At 61.4% G+C, this 13,967-nt stretch carries 13 protein-coding genes; 9 read left to right on the top strand and 4 right to left on the bottom strand.

The window, feature by feature from the left end; genetic code table 11:
* The first annotated feature begins 18 nt into the window (after positions 1 to 18).
* From BVU99_RS12935 to ppnP, 3 genes are all read left to right on the top strand, one after another.
* Positions 19 to 948, top strand: coding sequence for a DUF1177 domain-containing protein (locus BVU99_RS12935; RefSeq protein WP_099817521.1), 930 nt, complete (start codon positions 19 to 21; stop codon positions 946 to 948).
* Positions 949 to 952: 4 nt separating this feature from the next.
* Positions 953 to 1,630, top strand: a complete 678-nt coding sequence (locus BVU99_RS12930) for an AroM family protein (protein ID WP_049206213.1) — start codon at positions 953 to 955, stop codon at positions 1,628 to 1,630.
* Positions 1,631 to 1,841: 211 nt separating this feature from the next.
* Complete coding sequence (gene ppnP, locus BVU99_RS12925) at positions 1,842 to 2,132, top strand: pyrimidine/purine nucleoside phosphorylase (RefSeq protein ID WP_004940463.1); 291 nt, start codon at positions 1,842 to 1,844, stop codon at positions 2,130 to 2,132.
* A 65-nt stretch (positions 2,133 to 2,197) separates the two neighbouring features.
* On the opposite strand, the gene rdgC is transcribed toward ppnP, so the two are convergent.
* Complete coding sequence (gene rdgC / locus BVU99_RS12920) at positions 2,198 to 3,109, bottom strand: recombination-associated protein RdgC (RefSeq protein WP_004940461.1); 912 nt, start codon at positions 3,107 to 3,109, stop codon at positions 2,198 to 2,200.
* 216 nt (positions 3,110 to 3,325) lie between these two features.
* On the opposite strand from rdgC, the gene mak reads away from it, so the two are divergent.
* From mak to BVU99_RS12905, 3 genes are all read left to right on the top strand, one after another.
* Positions 3,326 to 4,240, top strand: a complete 915-nt coding sequence (gene mak, locus BVU99_RS12915) for a fructokinase (protein ID WP_099817485.1) — start codon at positions 3,326 to 3,328, stop codon at positions 4,238 to 4,240.
* A 102-nt stretch (positions 4,241 to 4,342) separates the two neighbouring features.
* Entirely contained in the window at positions 4,343 to 4,576 is a 234-nt protein-coding gene (locus tag BVU99_RS12910; RefSeq protein ID WP_025301735.1) for a type II toxin-antitoxin system prevent-host-death family antitoxin, read from the top strand.
* A complete protein-coding gene (locus BVU99_RS12905; RefSeq protein ID WP_049206211.1) occupies positions 4,573 to 4,959 on the top strand; it encodes a type II toxin-antitoxin system VapC family toxin in 387 nt (128 codons plus the stop codon). The genes BVU99_RS12910 and BVU99_RS12905 overlap by 4 nt, the downstream gene beginning before the upstream one ends.
* On the opposite strand, the gene BVU99_RS12900 is transcribed toward BVU99_RS12905, so the two are convergent.
* The 3 genes from BVU99_RS12900 to sbcD form a co-directional block, all read right to left on the bottom strand.
* Positions 4,956 to 5,804, bottom strand: a complete 849-nt coding sequence (locus BVU99_RS12900; protein ID WP_043135622.1) for a PRD domain-containing protein — start codon at positions 5,802 to 5,804, stop codon at positions 4,956 to 4,958. The genes BVU99_RS12905 and BVU99_RS12900 overlap by 4 nt on opposite strands.
* 232 nt (positions 5,805 to 6,036) lie before the next feature.
* The gene (gene sbcC / locus BVU99_RS12895; RefSeq protein ID WP_099817486.1) at positions 6,037 to 9,288 is read right to left on the bottom strand and encodes an exonuclease subunit SbcC; all 3,252 of its coding nucleotides are present in this window, start codon (positions 9,286 to 9,288) and stop codon (positions 6,037 to 6,039) included.
* A complete protein-coding gene (gene sbcD, locus BVU99_RS12890; protein WP_099817487.1) occupies positions 9,285 to 10,517 on the bottom strand; it encodes an exonuclease subunit SbcD in 1,233 nt (410 codons plus the stop codon). The genes sbcC and sbcD overlap by 4 nt, the downstream gene beginning before the upstream one ends.
* Positions 10,518 to 10,732: 215 nt before the next feature.
* On the opposite strand from sbcD, the gene phoB reads away from it, so the two are divergent.
* From phoB to BVU99_RS12875, 3 genes are read left to right on the top strand one after another with little or no spacing between them, the layout of a single operon-like run.
* Positions 10,733 to 11,422, top strand: coding sequence for a phosphate response regulator transcription factor PhoB (gene phoB / locus BVU99_RS12885; RefSeq protein ID WP_004940438.1), 690 nt, complete (start codon positions 10,733 to 10,735; stop codon positions 11,420 to 11,422).
* A gap of 24 nt (positions 11,423 to 11,446) precedes the next feature.
* Positions 11,447 to 12,763 (top strand): phosphate regulon sensor histidine kinase PhoR, encoded by a 1,317-nt coding sequence (gene phoR, locus BVU99_RS12880; RefSeq protein WP_025301740.1) that lies wholly within the window; start codon positions 11,447 to 11,449, stop codon positions 12,761 to 12,763.
* Between the two features lie 14 nt (positions 12,764 to 12,777).
* A complete protein-coding gene (locus BVU99_RS12875) occupies positions 12,778 to 13,740 on the top strand; it encodes a phosphate ABC transporter substrate-binding protein PstS family protein (RefSeq protein ID WP_025301741.1) in 963 nt (320 codons plus the stop codon).
* Positions 13,741 to 13,967: the final 227 nt, after the last annotated feature.

Genomic DNA, 13,967 nt, shown 5'->3' with positions numbered 1-13,967 from the left:
TGGTGAGGTAAAACGACCATGAGTTTGCAACAAACGCTGCAGGTTTTTGAATTGATTGATAGCGCATTCGTCAGCGGCCAGGACGTCGTCGATCTGTTTGCGCCTTACCCGGCGATCCGGGCCAGCACCTTGCGCGCCGACGGGCCGAAGGGCGGTACCGATTTCGTGCGCATCGAGATCCCCGGTAGCGCAGGCCAATTCGCTGGCGGTGCGGCGCCGACGCTGGGCATTATCGGCCGCCTGGGCGGCATCGGCGCGCGGCCGACGCGTATCGGGCTGGTGTCTGACGGCGACGGCGCGATCGCCGCCATTGCCGCCGCGCTGAAGCTGGCAGAGATGCAGCGTAAGGGCGACACGCTGCCGGGCGATGTGATCGTCACCACTCATATTTGCCCGAACGCGCCGACCCGGCCGCACGATCCGGTCGATTTTATGGATTCGCCGATCGATGACGTGACGATGAACGATAATGAAGTGGTGCCGGAGGCTGACGCCATCCTGTCGATCGATACCACCAAGGGCAATCGCATCATCAACCACAAAGGCTATGCGCTGTCGCCGACGGTGAAAGAGGGCTACATCCTGCGGGTGGCGGAAGATCTGCTGCGCATCATGGAGATGACCAGCGGCCGCCCGGCGGTGACCTTCCCGATCACCACGCAGGATATCACCCCTTATGGCAACGGCGTGCATCACCTCAACAGCATCCTGCAGCCCTCGACCGCTACTGCGGCGCCGGTGGTCGGCGTGGCGATTTGCAGCGAATCGGTGGTGCCGGGCTGCGGCACCGGCGCCAGCCACGAAACGGACATCGCGCTGGTGGTCAAATTCGCGGTGGAGGTCGCCAAAGAATTTGGCCGCGGCACTTGCCGGTTCTACGATGCTGCCGAATTCGGCCAGCTGCTGGCGCTGTACGGCAGTCTGAGCCAACTGCAAAAAAGGAGATAGACCCATGACGGCTTCATTCGCCACGCTGACCCTCGGTCAGGCGCCGCGCAGCGATATCATGCCGCTGCTGTCTGCTTATCTGCCGGCGGAGCGGGTGAGGCACGTCGGTTTGCTGGACGGCCTGGATGCCGGGCAGATCGCCGAGCGTTATGCGCCGCAACAGGGCGATAAGCTGCTGGTGTCGCGCCTGTTGGACGGCACGCAGGTGACGCTCTGTGCCGCTCGCGTTGAAAGCGGGTTGCAGCAGAAGATCCGCGAGTTGGAGGCGGCGGGGTGCCAGGTGATCCTGCTGCTGTGCACCGGCGAATTCGGCGAATTGCAGGCGGAACAGGCGCTGTTGCTGGAGCCGGATCGCATTATTCCGCCGTTGATCTCCGCGATCGTCGGCGCACACCGCGTCGGCATCGTGGTGCCGATGGCGGAACAGGTTGAGCAGCAGGCGCGTAAATGGCGGCAGCTGGCGACGCCGCCGAGCTATGCCGTCGCCAGCCCCTATCTGGCAGATGATGCCGCGCTGGAGCAGGCGGCTTGCGCACTGCTGCGGCAGGGGGCGGAGGTGGTGGTGCTAGACTGCATCGGTTATCACCAGCGTCACCGCGCCTTTTTGCAGGCGCGTCTGTCGGTGCCAGTGTTGTTGTCGAACGTACTGGTCGCCAAGCTGGCTGCAGAGTTAGTCGACTGATTCAAATAGCGAAAAGTTACCGCTCGACGCGCTCTCAGGCGCTTTGCGCCCGTGGATCTCCCCGGGGTTCAGCAGCCCTGACTGCCGGTGAGAAGCCCGGCAGCGTTTTACTCTGCGCCGCGATCGCATTTCGCGCGAAAAACCAGTGACAGATCAACCGCAATCCCCCAATATGGATTTTCCATCAAGATGATTACGCGGGTGCCAGTCTATGCTGAAAGTGAATGAGTATTTTGCCGGAAAAGTGAAGTCTATCGGTTTTGACAGTAGCAGCATCGGTCTTACCAGCGTGGGCGTGATGGAAGAGGGCGAATACACCTTCTCCACCGCGCAACCGGAAGAAATGACGGTGATCACCGGGGCGCTGAAAGTGCTGCTGCCAGGGGCGCCGGACTGGCAGGTGTTTACGCCGGGTGAGAAGTTCTTCGTGCCGGGGCACAGCGAGTTCAACCTGCAGGTGGCCGACGCGACCGCCTATCTGTGCCGCTATCTGAGCAAATAAACGTTGCTCGTTAGGGGAACGCAGGGCTCAGCGGATGCTGGGCCCTGGTCGTTTCTGCGGCGGGATTAACGCTGGGCTTCGCCGCCGAGCGCTTCGATGGTGTTTTTGATCAACGCCGCCAGCTCGCTGGTCATCAGGATAAAGTCGGCGTCAAAGCGCTGGGCGAAGTCGTCGCGATCGATGTCGTCGTTCTGCTCGCGCAGCGTGTCGGCGAACTTCAGGCGCTTGAGCGAGCCGTCGTCCGACAGCATCAGCTGAATGCGCTCCTGCCAATCCACCGCCAGCTTGGTCACCAGCTTGCCGGCTTCGATATGCACCGCGATTTCGTCACTGATCAGATTCTGTTTCTTGCAGCGGATCACGCCGCCTTCTTCCAGAATCGCTTTCAATTCCGCTTCATCCTGAATGGCGAAGCCGGCCGGCATCTCGCCGGAACGCACCCATTCGGTCAGCGTCAGTTCGATCGGGCTTTCCATCGTCAGCGGCACCACCGGCAGCGAGCCGAGGCTCTTGCGCAGCAGCGCCAGCGTATCTTCGGCGCGTTTGGCACTGGCGGCATCGACCATGATCAGATCGTTGACGGTGTCGATCCACATGAAGGTCTGGTTGAAGCGGCTGAACGCGCGCGGCAGCAGGCTGTGCAGCACTTCGTCCTTCAGCGCGTCTTTCTCGGTTTTCTTCAGTTTGCGGTGTTGTTCCGCCTCCAGGCGCTCAATCTTGGCCTGCAGCTCTTGCTTGATGACCGGCGACGGCAGGATTTTCTCTTCCTTGCGCGCGCAGATGACGATCTGGCCGTTGACCGCGTGCGTCAGCGCATCGCTGTGCGAGCCCATCGGGGAGACCCAGCCAGTCTTCGCCATGTCCTGGCTGCCGCACGGCGTGAAGGCGAACGCGCTGAGTTGTTTTTCCATTTCATCCGCGTTTAACGCCACTTCGCGGCTCAAACGGTAAACCATCAAATTCTTAAACCACAGCATAATGTTATCCCTGGCTGGGCGTGCGCTCGGCACGCTGATTCGTCAAAAGCAGGGCGGCATGATAACGAATTGACGCTGAAAAATCGCCCCATTCTCTCCGAATTGCGTTGCTTTACGCACCGAGAAAGGGCGGGGTGGAGGGTGGGAAACAGGTGATTCATCTGCGCGCTTACATTAGGCTGTGGCAACGCTACGTGGCATCGAGGAGAAAAATACGTGCGCATTGGCATCGACTTGGGTGGGACGAAAATTGAAGTGATTGCGTTGGCGGACGACGGGCGGGAGCTGTTTCGCCATCGCATCGCCACGCCGCGCCATGACTATGGGCAAACCCTGGCGGCGATCGCCGGGCTGGTGAAGCTGGCGGAAGATCATACCGGCGAATTGGGATCGGTCGGGATCGGCATTCCCGGCACGCTGTCGCCGTTTACCGGGCGGGTGAAGAACGCCAACTCGGTATGGCTCAACGGCCAACCGCTGGACAAGGATCTGTCGGCGCTGCTGGCGCGCGAGGTGCGTATCGCCAACGACGCCAACTGCCTGGCGGTGTCGGAAGCTACCGACGGCGCAGGCGCTGGCGCGAAAACGGTGTTCGCGGTCATTATCGGCACCGGCTGCGGCGCCGGCGTGGCGCTGAGCGGCCAGGCGCATTCTGGCGGCAATGGCATCGCCGGCGAGTGGGGCCACAACCCGCTGCCGTGGCAGGATGACGATGAGCTGCGTTACGCTCGCGACGTGCCGTGTTACTGCGGCAAGCCGGGCTGCATCGAAACCTTTATTTCCGGCACCGGTTTCGCTACCGACTATGCGCGCCTGAGCGGCAACGCGCTGCAAGGGCATGAGATCATGGCGCTGAGCGAGCGGGGCGATGCGCTGGCGGAGCGGGCGATCGTTCGCTACGAAATGCGGTTGGCGAAATCGCTGGCGCACGTGATCAACATGCTGGATCCGGACGTGGTGGTGCTCGGCGGCGGCATGAGCAACGTGGATCGCCTGTACCGCACGGTGCCGCAGCGGGTGAAAAGTTGGGTATTTGGCGGCGAGTGTGAAACGCCGATCCGCAAGGCGGTTCACGGCGACTCCAGCGGCGTACGCGGTGCGGCCTGGCTGTGGCCGCAACAGCAGCGCTAAACGTTGCAGCAAAGCGCGAGGCTGCTCGCGCTTTAAACCCTTCCCTGTACAAAAACTGGACGGCGTTTTATGATTTAGCTAACTTAGCTAAGGAGGACGCGTATGCCGATTCAGGCCAATATGCACGAAGCCAAATCCAATCTGAGCCAGTTGGCGGACAGAGCCGCGGAGGGAGAAACCGTGATTATTGCAAAAGCAGGGAAGCCGTACGTACAGCTGGTCGCCATCAAGGGGGAAGCGCGCCGCCCTGGCGCCGCCAAGGGCAAGTTCACCGTGCCGGCGGATTTCAACGCCGAGGATGCGGCCATTGCGGCGTTGTTTGAGGGCGATGCATGAAGCGCCTGTTGCTGGATACCCACGCGTTGCTGTGGTGGCTGATCGATGACGCCTGCCTGGGCGCGAACGCCAAAAGGCAGATCGCCGATCCGGGCAATGCGGTGTACGTCAGCGCGGCCAGCATTTGGGAGATCTCGATCAAGCAGGCGCTGGGCAAACTGGCGCTGCCGGAAGATATCTTTGCGATCATCGAGGCCGAAGATTTTCTGTCGCTGCCGATGGACGCCTTTCACTGCCAACAGGCCGGGCAGTTGCCGCCCTATCATCAGGATCCTTTCGATCGCATGCTGATCGCACAGGCGCAGGCCGAAGGGCTGACGCTGGTCTCCGCCGACGCGGTGTTTCCGCAGTACGGCGTGCGGGTAGCCGACGCTCGCCGTTAAGCCGGCTTTTCCTCGCTTTCGCTGCGCACCCGTTCGATATGAATGGTCAGAAACATCATCTCTTCCGTGGTGAGCTGATGCTGATAGTGCTTTTCGATGTGGCGGTTGATCTTACCGGCGCAGGCGAATGACTCGCGGTACTTCTCTTTCACCACCTGATAGAGCGAGTCGTCGTCGCTGTCGACGTAGTTTTTCCCCAGCAGGCGCTGGGCGAAGAATTTCAAATGGGTGACGAAACGGTGGTAGCTCAGGGATTCCTCGTTGTAATCAAAGCGGAAATGGTATTTGACCAGGTTGAGGATCTCTTGCATCACGCGGGTAATATGCAGCGTGTTGTGCATCTCGTCGTTAAGCTGGGCGTTGACCAGGTGTAGGGCGATAAATCCGGCTTCGTCCTCCGGCAACGCGGTGTCCAGCCGTTGGGCGATCAGGGCCAGCGCCTCCAGCCCGACGGCGAACTCGGCCGGATAGAGCTTTTTAATCTCCCACAGCAACGCATTTTTGATATCCAGCCCTTGCGCATGGCGCTGCAGGGCGAAGTGGATGTGATCGGTCAGCGTGATGTAGACGATGTTATGCAACTTGCCCGGCAGGCGTTCGCGGGCGAGAGTAATGATCTTGTCGGCGGTGGTGACGCAGGCTAATGGGATCTCGGCGAGCAGCTCTTTATAGCGCTCGGCGGTTTCTCCGCCGTTATGGGTGAATACCTTTTCGATCAGGCTTTCGTCCAGCGTATCGCCGGGCTTCTTTTTAAAGCCGATTCCTTTTCCCATCACCACCGTCTCTTCCTGACGGTCGTCCAGCGTAATCACCACGTTATTATTGAGTATTTTAGCGATTTTCATGGTTTTTCCCGGTGTTTCAGCATCCTGAAAACGAAAAAACCTGACGCCCGGGAGCGATCCCGGGTGTCAGGTTTTGCCTGTATTTTATGTTTCTTCCCTGCGGCCCTGAGCGGCGGAGGGGATACAGTAACAATCCTATTATGTTGGCATAATAACCCGTGCCCGCCGCGGCTCAACGCTTTTCACTGCGGAGTGCCGCCGCGGTCACACTTCTGCGCCGCGCGCCGCGGGATCATTCCAGCCTGAAATGCGCCTCCAGCCGGCTGACGCCGAGCCCGTTGACCTTTTTCACCTTGATCTGCACCGGAATACGTTCTTTCATCGCCTCGACGTGGCTGATCACGCCGATGGTTTTGCCGGAGGCATTCAGGCTGTCCAGCGCGTCCAGCGCGGTATCGAGGGTTTCGGCGTCTAGCGTGCCGAAGCCTTCGTCGAGGAACAGCGAGTCGATGCTGGTTTTGTGGCTGACCAGATCGGACAACGCCAGCGCCAGCGCCAGGCTGACCAGGAAGCTCTCACCGCCGGACAGGGTGCGGGTATCGCGCAGCGCGTCCGCCTGCCAGGTGTCCACCACCTGCAGCTCCAGCGCATCGCTGGTTTTGCGCTGAAGCAGGTAGCGCCCATGCAGCCGGCCGAGTTGCTGGTTAGCCAGATAGACCAGATGATCGAGCGTTAACCCCTGAGCGAAGCGGCGGAACTTGTCGCCTTCTTTCGAGCCGATCAGCTGGTTGAGGTAGCTCCAGTCGTCGTAGTCTTGCTGACTGCGGGCGATCTGCTCGAACAGCGCCTGCTGATTAAGGCGACGGGCGGCGTCGCTTTCCAACTGGTTGCGCAGTTCACCCTGGCGCAGCTGCAACGTTTTCAACTGCTGTGCCAACTCGGCCAGCGATTGGGTGAGCGCGTCGAGATCCGTGTTGGCTTCATCCACCCCCTCAGGGCGATTCAGCCGATGCTGCTCCAGCGTTTGCGTCGCCTGCGTCAGCAGGGCCGCGGCCTCTACCTGCCGCTGTTGCAGTTGCTCTCTACGCTGCTGCAATTCGCGGCGCAGTGTGTCGTCCAGCAGCGCGGCGGTGAAGGCGGTTTCATCAGCGAATTCGCTGTCGGTCAGCGCCTGCTGCCACTGCTGCTGCGCCTGCTGCAGCCGCTCCTGCATCTGGGTGTGCTGTTGTTGTAACCCGGCCTGCTGGCCGGTCAGGCGCTCGCGCAGTTCCTGCGCCTTTTGCCACTGCTCGGCGGCCTGTAAGCTGGCCTGTTCACAGGCGGTTTGTTTGGCGCGCAGCTGTTCCCGCACCTCGGCGACCCGCTGTTCGCCGAACAGCGCCAGCCGCTGCGCGCGCCGCTCTGCGAGAGTTTTCTCGCCTTCCTGCCAGCGTTGTTGCAGGTCTTGCTGCTGTTGCAGGCTGTCGGCATAGGTTTTCTGCAGCAGCGTAAAGCGCTCTTCGAGCAGCGCCAGCTGTTGCTGCGCCTGCTGCTGCTGCGTTTGCAGAGCGGCGAGCGCGTCTTTTGCCTGTTGTACTGCCTGCGCCGCCTGTTCATGCTGCTGCAGCGCGTGCTGCCCGCGCCGCTCTTCATCGTCGCAACCGCTCAGCCAGGCGCTGAGTCGCTCGCTCTCCGCCAGCGTAAAGTCGAACGCCAGCGGTGCGCTGAGCTGCTGCCACTGCTGCTGTTGGGCAGCCAACTGCTGTTCATCCTGCGCGATGGTTTGCTGCTGGCGTTGTTGCTGTTCCTGCAGGCCTTCGCAGCGGGTACGCAACTCGGTGCCCTGGGTTTGCAGTTTCTCGGCGAGAGTACGCATCTCAACCAAACGCTGTTCCGTGGCCGAAGGCTGTACAGCCTGATACTGCTCTACTGCTGGATGGCTGGTGGAACCGCAAAGTGGGCAGGGGGCACCGCTTTGCAGCAGGGCGCGCTCCGCTTCCAGACTGACGATGCGTTTTTCCAGTTCGTGGATCTGCTCCACTTCCTGCAGCTGCGCCTTGTGCTGTTTGAATTGCTGACGCGCGCTCTCCAACTGCTGTTGCAGCCCGGCGAGCTGCGTTTGCCGCTCGGCGTGCTCCGCCTGTTGCCTAGCCAGACGCTCGCGGGTCTGACGGTTAAGGGATGCCAGAGTAAACAGCTGCTGGCGTGTTGGGCGCAGATCCGCCAGGGCGCTCAGGCGCTGGCGCAGCGGGGCCAACGGCGTTTGCGCCTCCAGCGCCTGTTGCTGCTGTTGTTGAACGGCCAGCGCTTCGTTCAGCGCGTTCAACTGCTGCTGATGTAGTGCGCCCTGTGCCGTCAGCTGGCTGCGCTGAGCGGTGAGCTGCTCCAGCGTAGTTTGCTGCTGGGCGCACTGCTGCGTGGTGGCATCGGCGGCCTGTCGTCGCTCGGCCTGTGTCGACTGCAGTTGGGCTATTTGGTGGTCGAGCGGAGCGACTTGCTCATCGATCAGCTGTTGCTGCTGCTGCATATACTCGGCATGGGTTTGCTGTGCCAGGCGGGCTTTTTCCACCGCCTGCTGCAGCGGCGCCAGCTGCGCCGAGTGCTGTTCCTGTTGCTGCGTCAGCTGGGCTGCCTGCTGTTGTATCGTCTGCAGTTCGGCGCGGCAGCGATCGCGTTCGCCGCGCAGCGGCCGCAATTTCTCGGCCGGTTCGCTGAGCGCCAGCTGCTGCAGCTGCGGGGCGGCCTCCGCCTGCTCGCGCTGGGCGGTTTCCAGCCGCCGTTGACCCTCGCCTTGCTGTTGCCGGAGGCGTTGCCATTGCTGCAGCCAGCTCAGCGCCTGTTGCTGTCGCTGGGTTTGCTCGCCGAGGGCGATTTCCTGCGCGCTCAGCGCCGTCAGCTGTTCGGTCAGAGACTGGCGCTGCTCGTCGTTCAGCAGTTCGATGCCGCTGGCGCGTTGATGCAACCCATCCAGGTCGGTTTTGGCCTGCTTGTGCGACTCGAACACCTGTTCGGACAGTCGCCCATAGATTTCGGTGCCGGTCAGCTCTTCCAGCAGTTCGGCGCGATCGTTGGCATCGGCATTGAGGAAGGCGGCGAACTGCCCCTGAGACAGCATCATCGATTTGGTGAAGCGGCCAAAGTCCAGCCCGGTGATGGTTGCGGTAAGCTCCAGCTTGTCGCGCACCTTGTCCGCCAGGATCTTGCCGTCCTCGCGGCGCGCCAATTCGACCTTCGGCGCCTGCAGATTGCCGTCCGGCGCATTCTTGGCGCGGCGCTGGCTCCAGAAGGCGCGATAGCCGACGCCCTTGACCTCGAATTCGACCTCCGCCAGCGATTCGGCGGTGTGGCGGGTCATCAGTTCATTCTGGCTCGGCGTGACGTTGAGGCGCGGCGTCTGGTGGTACAGCGCCAGGCAAATGGCGTCCAGCAGGGTGGTTTTGCCCGCGCCGGTCGGGCCGGTAATGGCGAACAGGCCGTTGCTGGCGAACGGCTCGGCGGTGAAGTCAATTTTCCATTCGCCCTGCAGCGAGTTGAGGTTTTTTAACCGCAGGCTGAGGATCTTCATGGGTTGGTCTCCTCAGGATTGTGCTGTACCGCATCGACCACCTGGCGGAACAGTTGGTGCATCCGCCGTTGGCGTGCTTCGGGCATGTCGGCCTCCTGCGCCAGGCGCCGTTCGAACACCTCGTTGACGCTCAGTTCGTTCAGCGTTTCCTTATCCTGCTGCGCGATTGCCTGGCGGCGCTGCTCTTTGCTGCGCCGCAACAGCACCACTTCCACCGGCAGCTCATCCGCCATCAGTTGGATGCGGCGCTGAATATCGCTGAGGTAGTCCTGCGTCGCCACTTCGATATCCAGCCACACCGGCAGCTCGCCGGCATAGTCGGCAAATTGCTGCAGTTGCCGTTCGATCTCGGCCAGATCCCCTTTGATCAGCTGCATGGGCTGGAACTGCGGGATCGTTAACGCATCTACCTGCTGGAGGGCTCCGTCGGCGAAATCGACCAGGAAGACGCTTTTGGCTTTGCCCAGCTCATCGAAGCTGAGCGGGATCGGCGAGCCGCTATAGCGAATATGTTCCGACTTGGCGACGTTCTGCGCGCGGTGAATGTGGCCGAGCGCGATGTAATCGGCGGGCGGGAAGGCCTGCGCCGGGAAGGCGTCCAGAGTGCCGATATAGATGTCGCGCACCGAGTCGGAGGTGGTGACGCCGACGGTGGTCAGGTGGCCGGTGGCGACGATCGGCAGCGGCAAGCCCAGCTGGTCGCGGCGCTCGCAGGCCGCCTGATACAGCGTCTGATAATGTTCGGCGATGGCTTCCTGCAGCGCCTGCTGTTTCTGCGCGCCGGATTCGCCGGCGCGGCTGGTAAGCAGATCGCGCGGCCGTAGGAACGGGATGGCGCACAGCACCGCGCCCGGCTGGCCGTCGCGCCGGTTAAGCACCACGATCTGCTGTTCGGCCGCGCCTTGCGCGCTCGCGATCACCGTGGTGTTCAGGCAGGAGAGCAGTTCCCGCGATTCGTTCAGCGTCGCCACCGAATCGTGGTTGCCGCCCAACACGACCAACTGGCAGCCGGTGCGCTGCAGTTCCACCACGAAGCGGTTGTACAGCTCGCGGGCATAGCTGGGCGGTGAGCCGGTATCGAACAGATCCCCGGCGACGATCAGCGCATCCACCTGTTGCTGTTCGATCTGTTCGATCAGCCAGTTCAGAAAAGCCTGGTGCTCGGCGGCGCGGCTTTTGGTGAAAAAGTACTGGCCAAGGTGCCAGTCAGAGGTGTGGATCAGGCGCATGACACTCCCGGATGCAAAGATAATGGCGATGATTATAAAGGCCGCGGCGGCGGCTGTCCCGGCGCAATGATGATGACAACTGGATGATTTTTCTTTACTGCGGGAAATAATCGCTATGCTTACTGCCTATAACAGCCGGTTTTTTTCATAAAAGTGTCACAAAACTGACGCATAATGGCGCCCGAAAAGTCGCTAACACATTGGCAGGATTGACGATGGCAAGACGCATACTGGTGGTGGAAGACGAAGCGCCGATCCGTGAGATGGTGTGCTTTGTGTTGGAACAAAATGGTTACCAACCGTTGGAAGCCGAGGATTATGACAGCGCCGTGACGCGTCTGTCTGAGCCGTTCCCTGATTTGGTGTTGCTTGACTGGATGTTGCCCGGCGGTTCCGGCATTCAGTTTATCAAACATATGAAGCGCGAAGCGCTGACCCGCGATATTCCGGTCATGATGCTGACCGCGCGCGGGGAAGAGGAAGACCGCGTGCGCGGCCTGGAAGTGGGGGCGGATGATTACATTACCAAGCCGTTCTCGCCCAAGGAGCTGGTGGCGCGCATCAAGGCGGTCATGCGCCGCATTTCACCGATGGCGGTGGAAGAAGTGATTGAAATGCAAGGCCTGAGCCTGGACCCGTCCTCCCACCGCGTGATGGCGAACGATCAGGCGTTGGACATGGGGCCGACCGAGTTCAAGCTGCTGCACTTCTTTATGACCCATCCGGAGCGGGTTTATAGCCGTGAGCAGTTGCTTAATCACGTCTGGGGCACTAACGTTTATGTGGAAGACCGCACCGTTGACGTGCATATCCGTCGGCTCCGCAAGGCGTTAGAAACCAGTGGGCATGATAAAATGGTTCAAACCGTTCGGGGCACCGGCTACCGGTTCTCAACGCGCTACTGATCGCGCTGCGCTGGAGAATATGCCGTGTTAGAACGTCTGTCGTGGAAGAGGCTGGCTCTGGAGCTGGCTCTTTTTTGTTTGCCCGCCTTACTGCTGGGGCTGATTTTCGGTTATCTGCCCTGGTTTCTGCTGGCCTCCGCGCTGGCTGCGCTGGTGTGGAATTTCTACAACCAGCTCAAACTCTCCCATTGGCTGTGGATTGACCGCAGCATGACGCCGCCGCCCGGCCGCTGGAGCTGGGAGCCGCTGTTCTATGGCCTGTATCAGATGCAGCAGCGCAATCGCCGCCGCCGGCGCGAGCTGGCGCTGCTGATCAAGCGCTTTCGCAGCGGGGCCGAATCGTTGCCTGACGCGGTGGTGATGACCACCGTCGAGGGCAATATCTTCTGGTGCAACGGGCTGGCGCAGCATCTGCTCGGCTTCCGCTGGCCGGAAGACAACGGCCAGCACATCCTCAACCTGCTGCGCTATCCGGAATTCAGCCACTACTTGCAACAGCAGGAGTTTTCACGCCCGCTGACGCTGCAGCTGAACAACGAACACTACGTCGAATTCCGCGTGATGCCGTATTCCGAAGGGCAACTGCTGATGGTGGCGCGCGACGTCACCCAGATGCGCCAGCTGGAGGGCGCGCGGCGCAACTTCTTCGCCAACGTCAGCCATGAGCTGCGCACGCCGCTGACGGTGCTGCAGGGCTACCTGGAGATGATGGGCGACGAAGAGCAGGACGGTTCGCTGCGCAGCAAGGCGCTCGGCACCATGCAAGAGCAGACCCGCCGGATGGACGGGCTGGTCAAGCAACTGCTGACGCTGTCGCGCATCGAGGCGGCGCCCAATGTCGACATGAACGAGCGGGTGGATATCCCGCTGATGCTGCGGGTGTTACAGCGCGAGGCGCAGTCGCTGAGCGGCGGCAATCACGAGATCACCTTCCGGGTGAACGAACAGCTCAACGTGTTCGGCAATGAAGACCAGTTGCGCAGCGCGGTGTCTAACCTGGTGTACAACGCGGTCAACCACACGCCGAAGGGTACCCACATCGAAGTGAGCTGGCAGCAGACGGCGCACGGCGCGCAGTTCCAGGTCAGCGACAACGGGCCGGGCATCGCCGCCGAGCACCTGCCGCGCCTGACCGAGCGTTTTTACCGCGTCGACAAGGCCCGTTCGCGCCAGACCGGCGGCAGCGGGCTGGGGCTGGCGATTGTCAAACACGCGCTCAGCCATCACGATGCGCGGCTGGAGATCCTCAGCGAACCAGGGATCGGCACCCGCTTTATCTTTACCTTACCCAATAGGTTGATTGTTCCCGCCGCTTTATCAGAGAATGCGGTGAAAAATTAACGCGAGACACCGGTATGACCCGAATAACCCGAGGGCTGTTGCTTTGCCTGGCGCTGCTGGCCGGGCGCGGCGCGCTGGCGCAGCCCGACGGCATGCTGGCGGGCAACCTGTCCAGCGTCGGTTCCGACACCCTGGCGAATCTGATGGCGCTATGGGCGCAGGATTTCAGCCAGCATTATCCCAACGTTAACCTGCAGATCCAGGCCGCCGGATCGTCGACCGCGCCGACCGCGTTGGCGGCGGGCGCCGCGCAGCTGGGCCCGATGAGCCGGCCGATGAAGGCCGCCGAGGTTTCGGCGTTCGAACACCGTTACGGCTATGCGCCGCTGGCGGTGCCGGTAGCAGTGGATGCGCTGGTGGTGTTAGTGCATCAGGACAACCCGCTGCGCGGCCTCAATCTGCAGCAGCTCGATCGCATTTTCTCCGCCACCCGGCGCTGCGGCGAAAGCAAACCGTTGACGCGCTGGGGCGAGCTGGGGCTGAGTGGTGACTGGGCGACGCGTTCGCTGCAGCGTTTCGGCCGCAACTCGGCGTCCGGCACCTACGGCTATTTCAAACTGCGTGCGCTGTGCGGCGGCGATTTTATGCCGCGCGTCAATGAGCTGCCCGGTTCAGCCTCGGTGGTGCAGGCGGTGGCCGGTTCGCTCAACGGCATCGGCTACGCCAGCATCGGTTTTCGCGCCAGCGGCGTGCGGCTGCTGCCGTTGGCGGAGTCGGGAGAGGACTATGTTGCCCCTACCGCCGCCAACGTGCGCAACGATCGCTACCCGCTGTCGCGCTATCTGTATATCTACATCAACAAAGCCCCTAATCAACCGCTGGAGCCGCTGACCGCCGCGTTCCTCGACCGCGTGCTGTCGACTGCCGGGCAGAGCCTGGTCAATCACGACGGCTATCTGCCGCTGCCGCCGGGCGCCCTGCAGAAGACCCGTCAGGCGCTTGGGTTGCCACCGCTCGCGCCGGCCATGATGAAATAACCGACAAAATGCGACGTAATTTTCGCCTTTTTTCACGGCCAAACGAAGCTCGTGCCACGCGAAAATCGGGCTTATATTGGCGTTTTCGCGCGGTAAAGTGATATATGCTTCACGTTTCGTGAATCTGCTGTTCAAAAATGATACAAATCATGTAGTGTATATTTATTGATAGCCAATATGATCGACTGGTGGCTAAAGTTTATATGGTCGATAGCTCTGCTTTTCGC

The organism is Serratia sp. OLAL2 (assembly GCF_002752475.1).
Lineage (GTDB): Bacteria > Pseudomonadota > Gammaproteobacteria > Enterobacterales > Enterobacteriaceae > Serratia > Serratia bockelmannii.
Note: the sequence above shows the minus strand (reverse complement) of the source record. Positions and strands in the feature narration are given on the sequence as shown.

Excerpts from the sequence above, each read along its gene's own strand:
- BVU99_RS12935 (WP_099817521.1), top strand. The coding sequence starts at position 19 with ATGAGTTTGCAACAAACGCTGCAGGTTTTTGAATTGATTGATAGCGCA.
- BVU99_RS12930 (WP_049206213.1), top strand. The coding sequence starts at position 953 with ATGACGGCTTCATTCGCCACGCTGACCCTCGGTCAGGCGCCGCGCAGC.
- ppnP (WP_004940463.1), top strand. The coding sequence starts at position 1,842 with ATGCTGAAAGTGAATGAGTATTTTGCCGGAAAAGTGAAGTCTATCGGT.
- rdgC (WP_004940461.1), bottom strand. The coding sequence starts at position 3,109 with ATGCTGTGGTTTAAGAATTTGATGGTTTACCGTTTGAGCCGCGAAGTG.
- BVU99_RS12910 (WP_025301735.1), top strand. The coding sequence starts at position 4,343 with ATGCCGATTCAGGCCAATATGCACGAAGCCAAATCCAATCTGAGCCAG.
- BVU99_RS12905 (WP_049206211.1), top strand. The coding sequence starts at position 4,573 with ATGAAGCGCCTGTTGCTGGATACCCACGCGTTGCTGTGGTGGCTGATC.
- BVU99_RS12900 (WP_043135622.1), bottom strand. The coding sequence starts at position 5,804 with ATGAAAATCGCTAAAATACTCAATAATAACGTGGTGATTACGCTGGAC.
- sbcC (WP_099817486.1), bottom strand. The coding sequence starts at position 9,288 with ATGAAGATCCTCAGCCTGCGGTTAAAAAACCTCAACTCGCTGCAGGGC.
- sbcD (WP_099817487.1), bottom strand. The coding sequence starts at position 10,517 with ATGCGCCTGATCCACACCTCTGACTGGCACCTTGGCCAGTACTTTTTC.
- phoB (WP_004940438.1), top strand. The coding sequence starts at position 10,733 with ATGGCAAGACGCATACTGGTGGTGGAAGACGAAGCGCCGATCCGTGAG.
- BVU99_RS12875 (WP_025301741.1), top strand. The coding sequence starts at position 12,778 with ATGACCCGAATAACCCGAGGGCTGTTGCTTTGCCTGGCGCTGCTGGCC.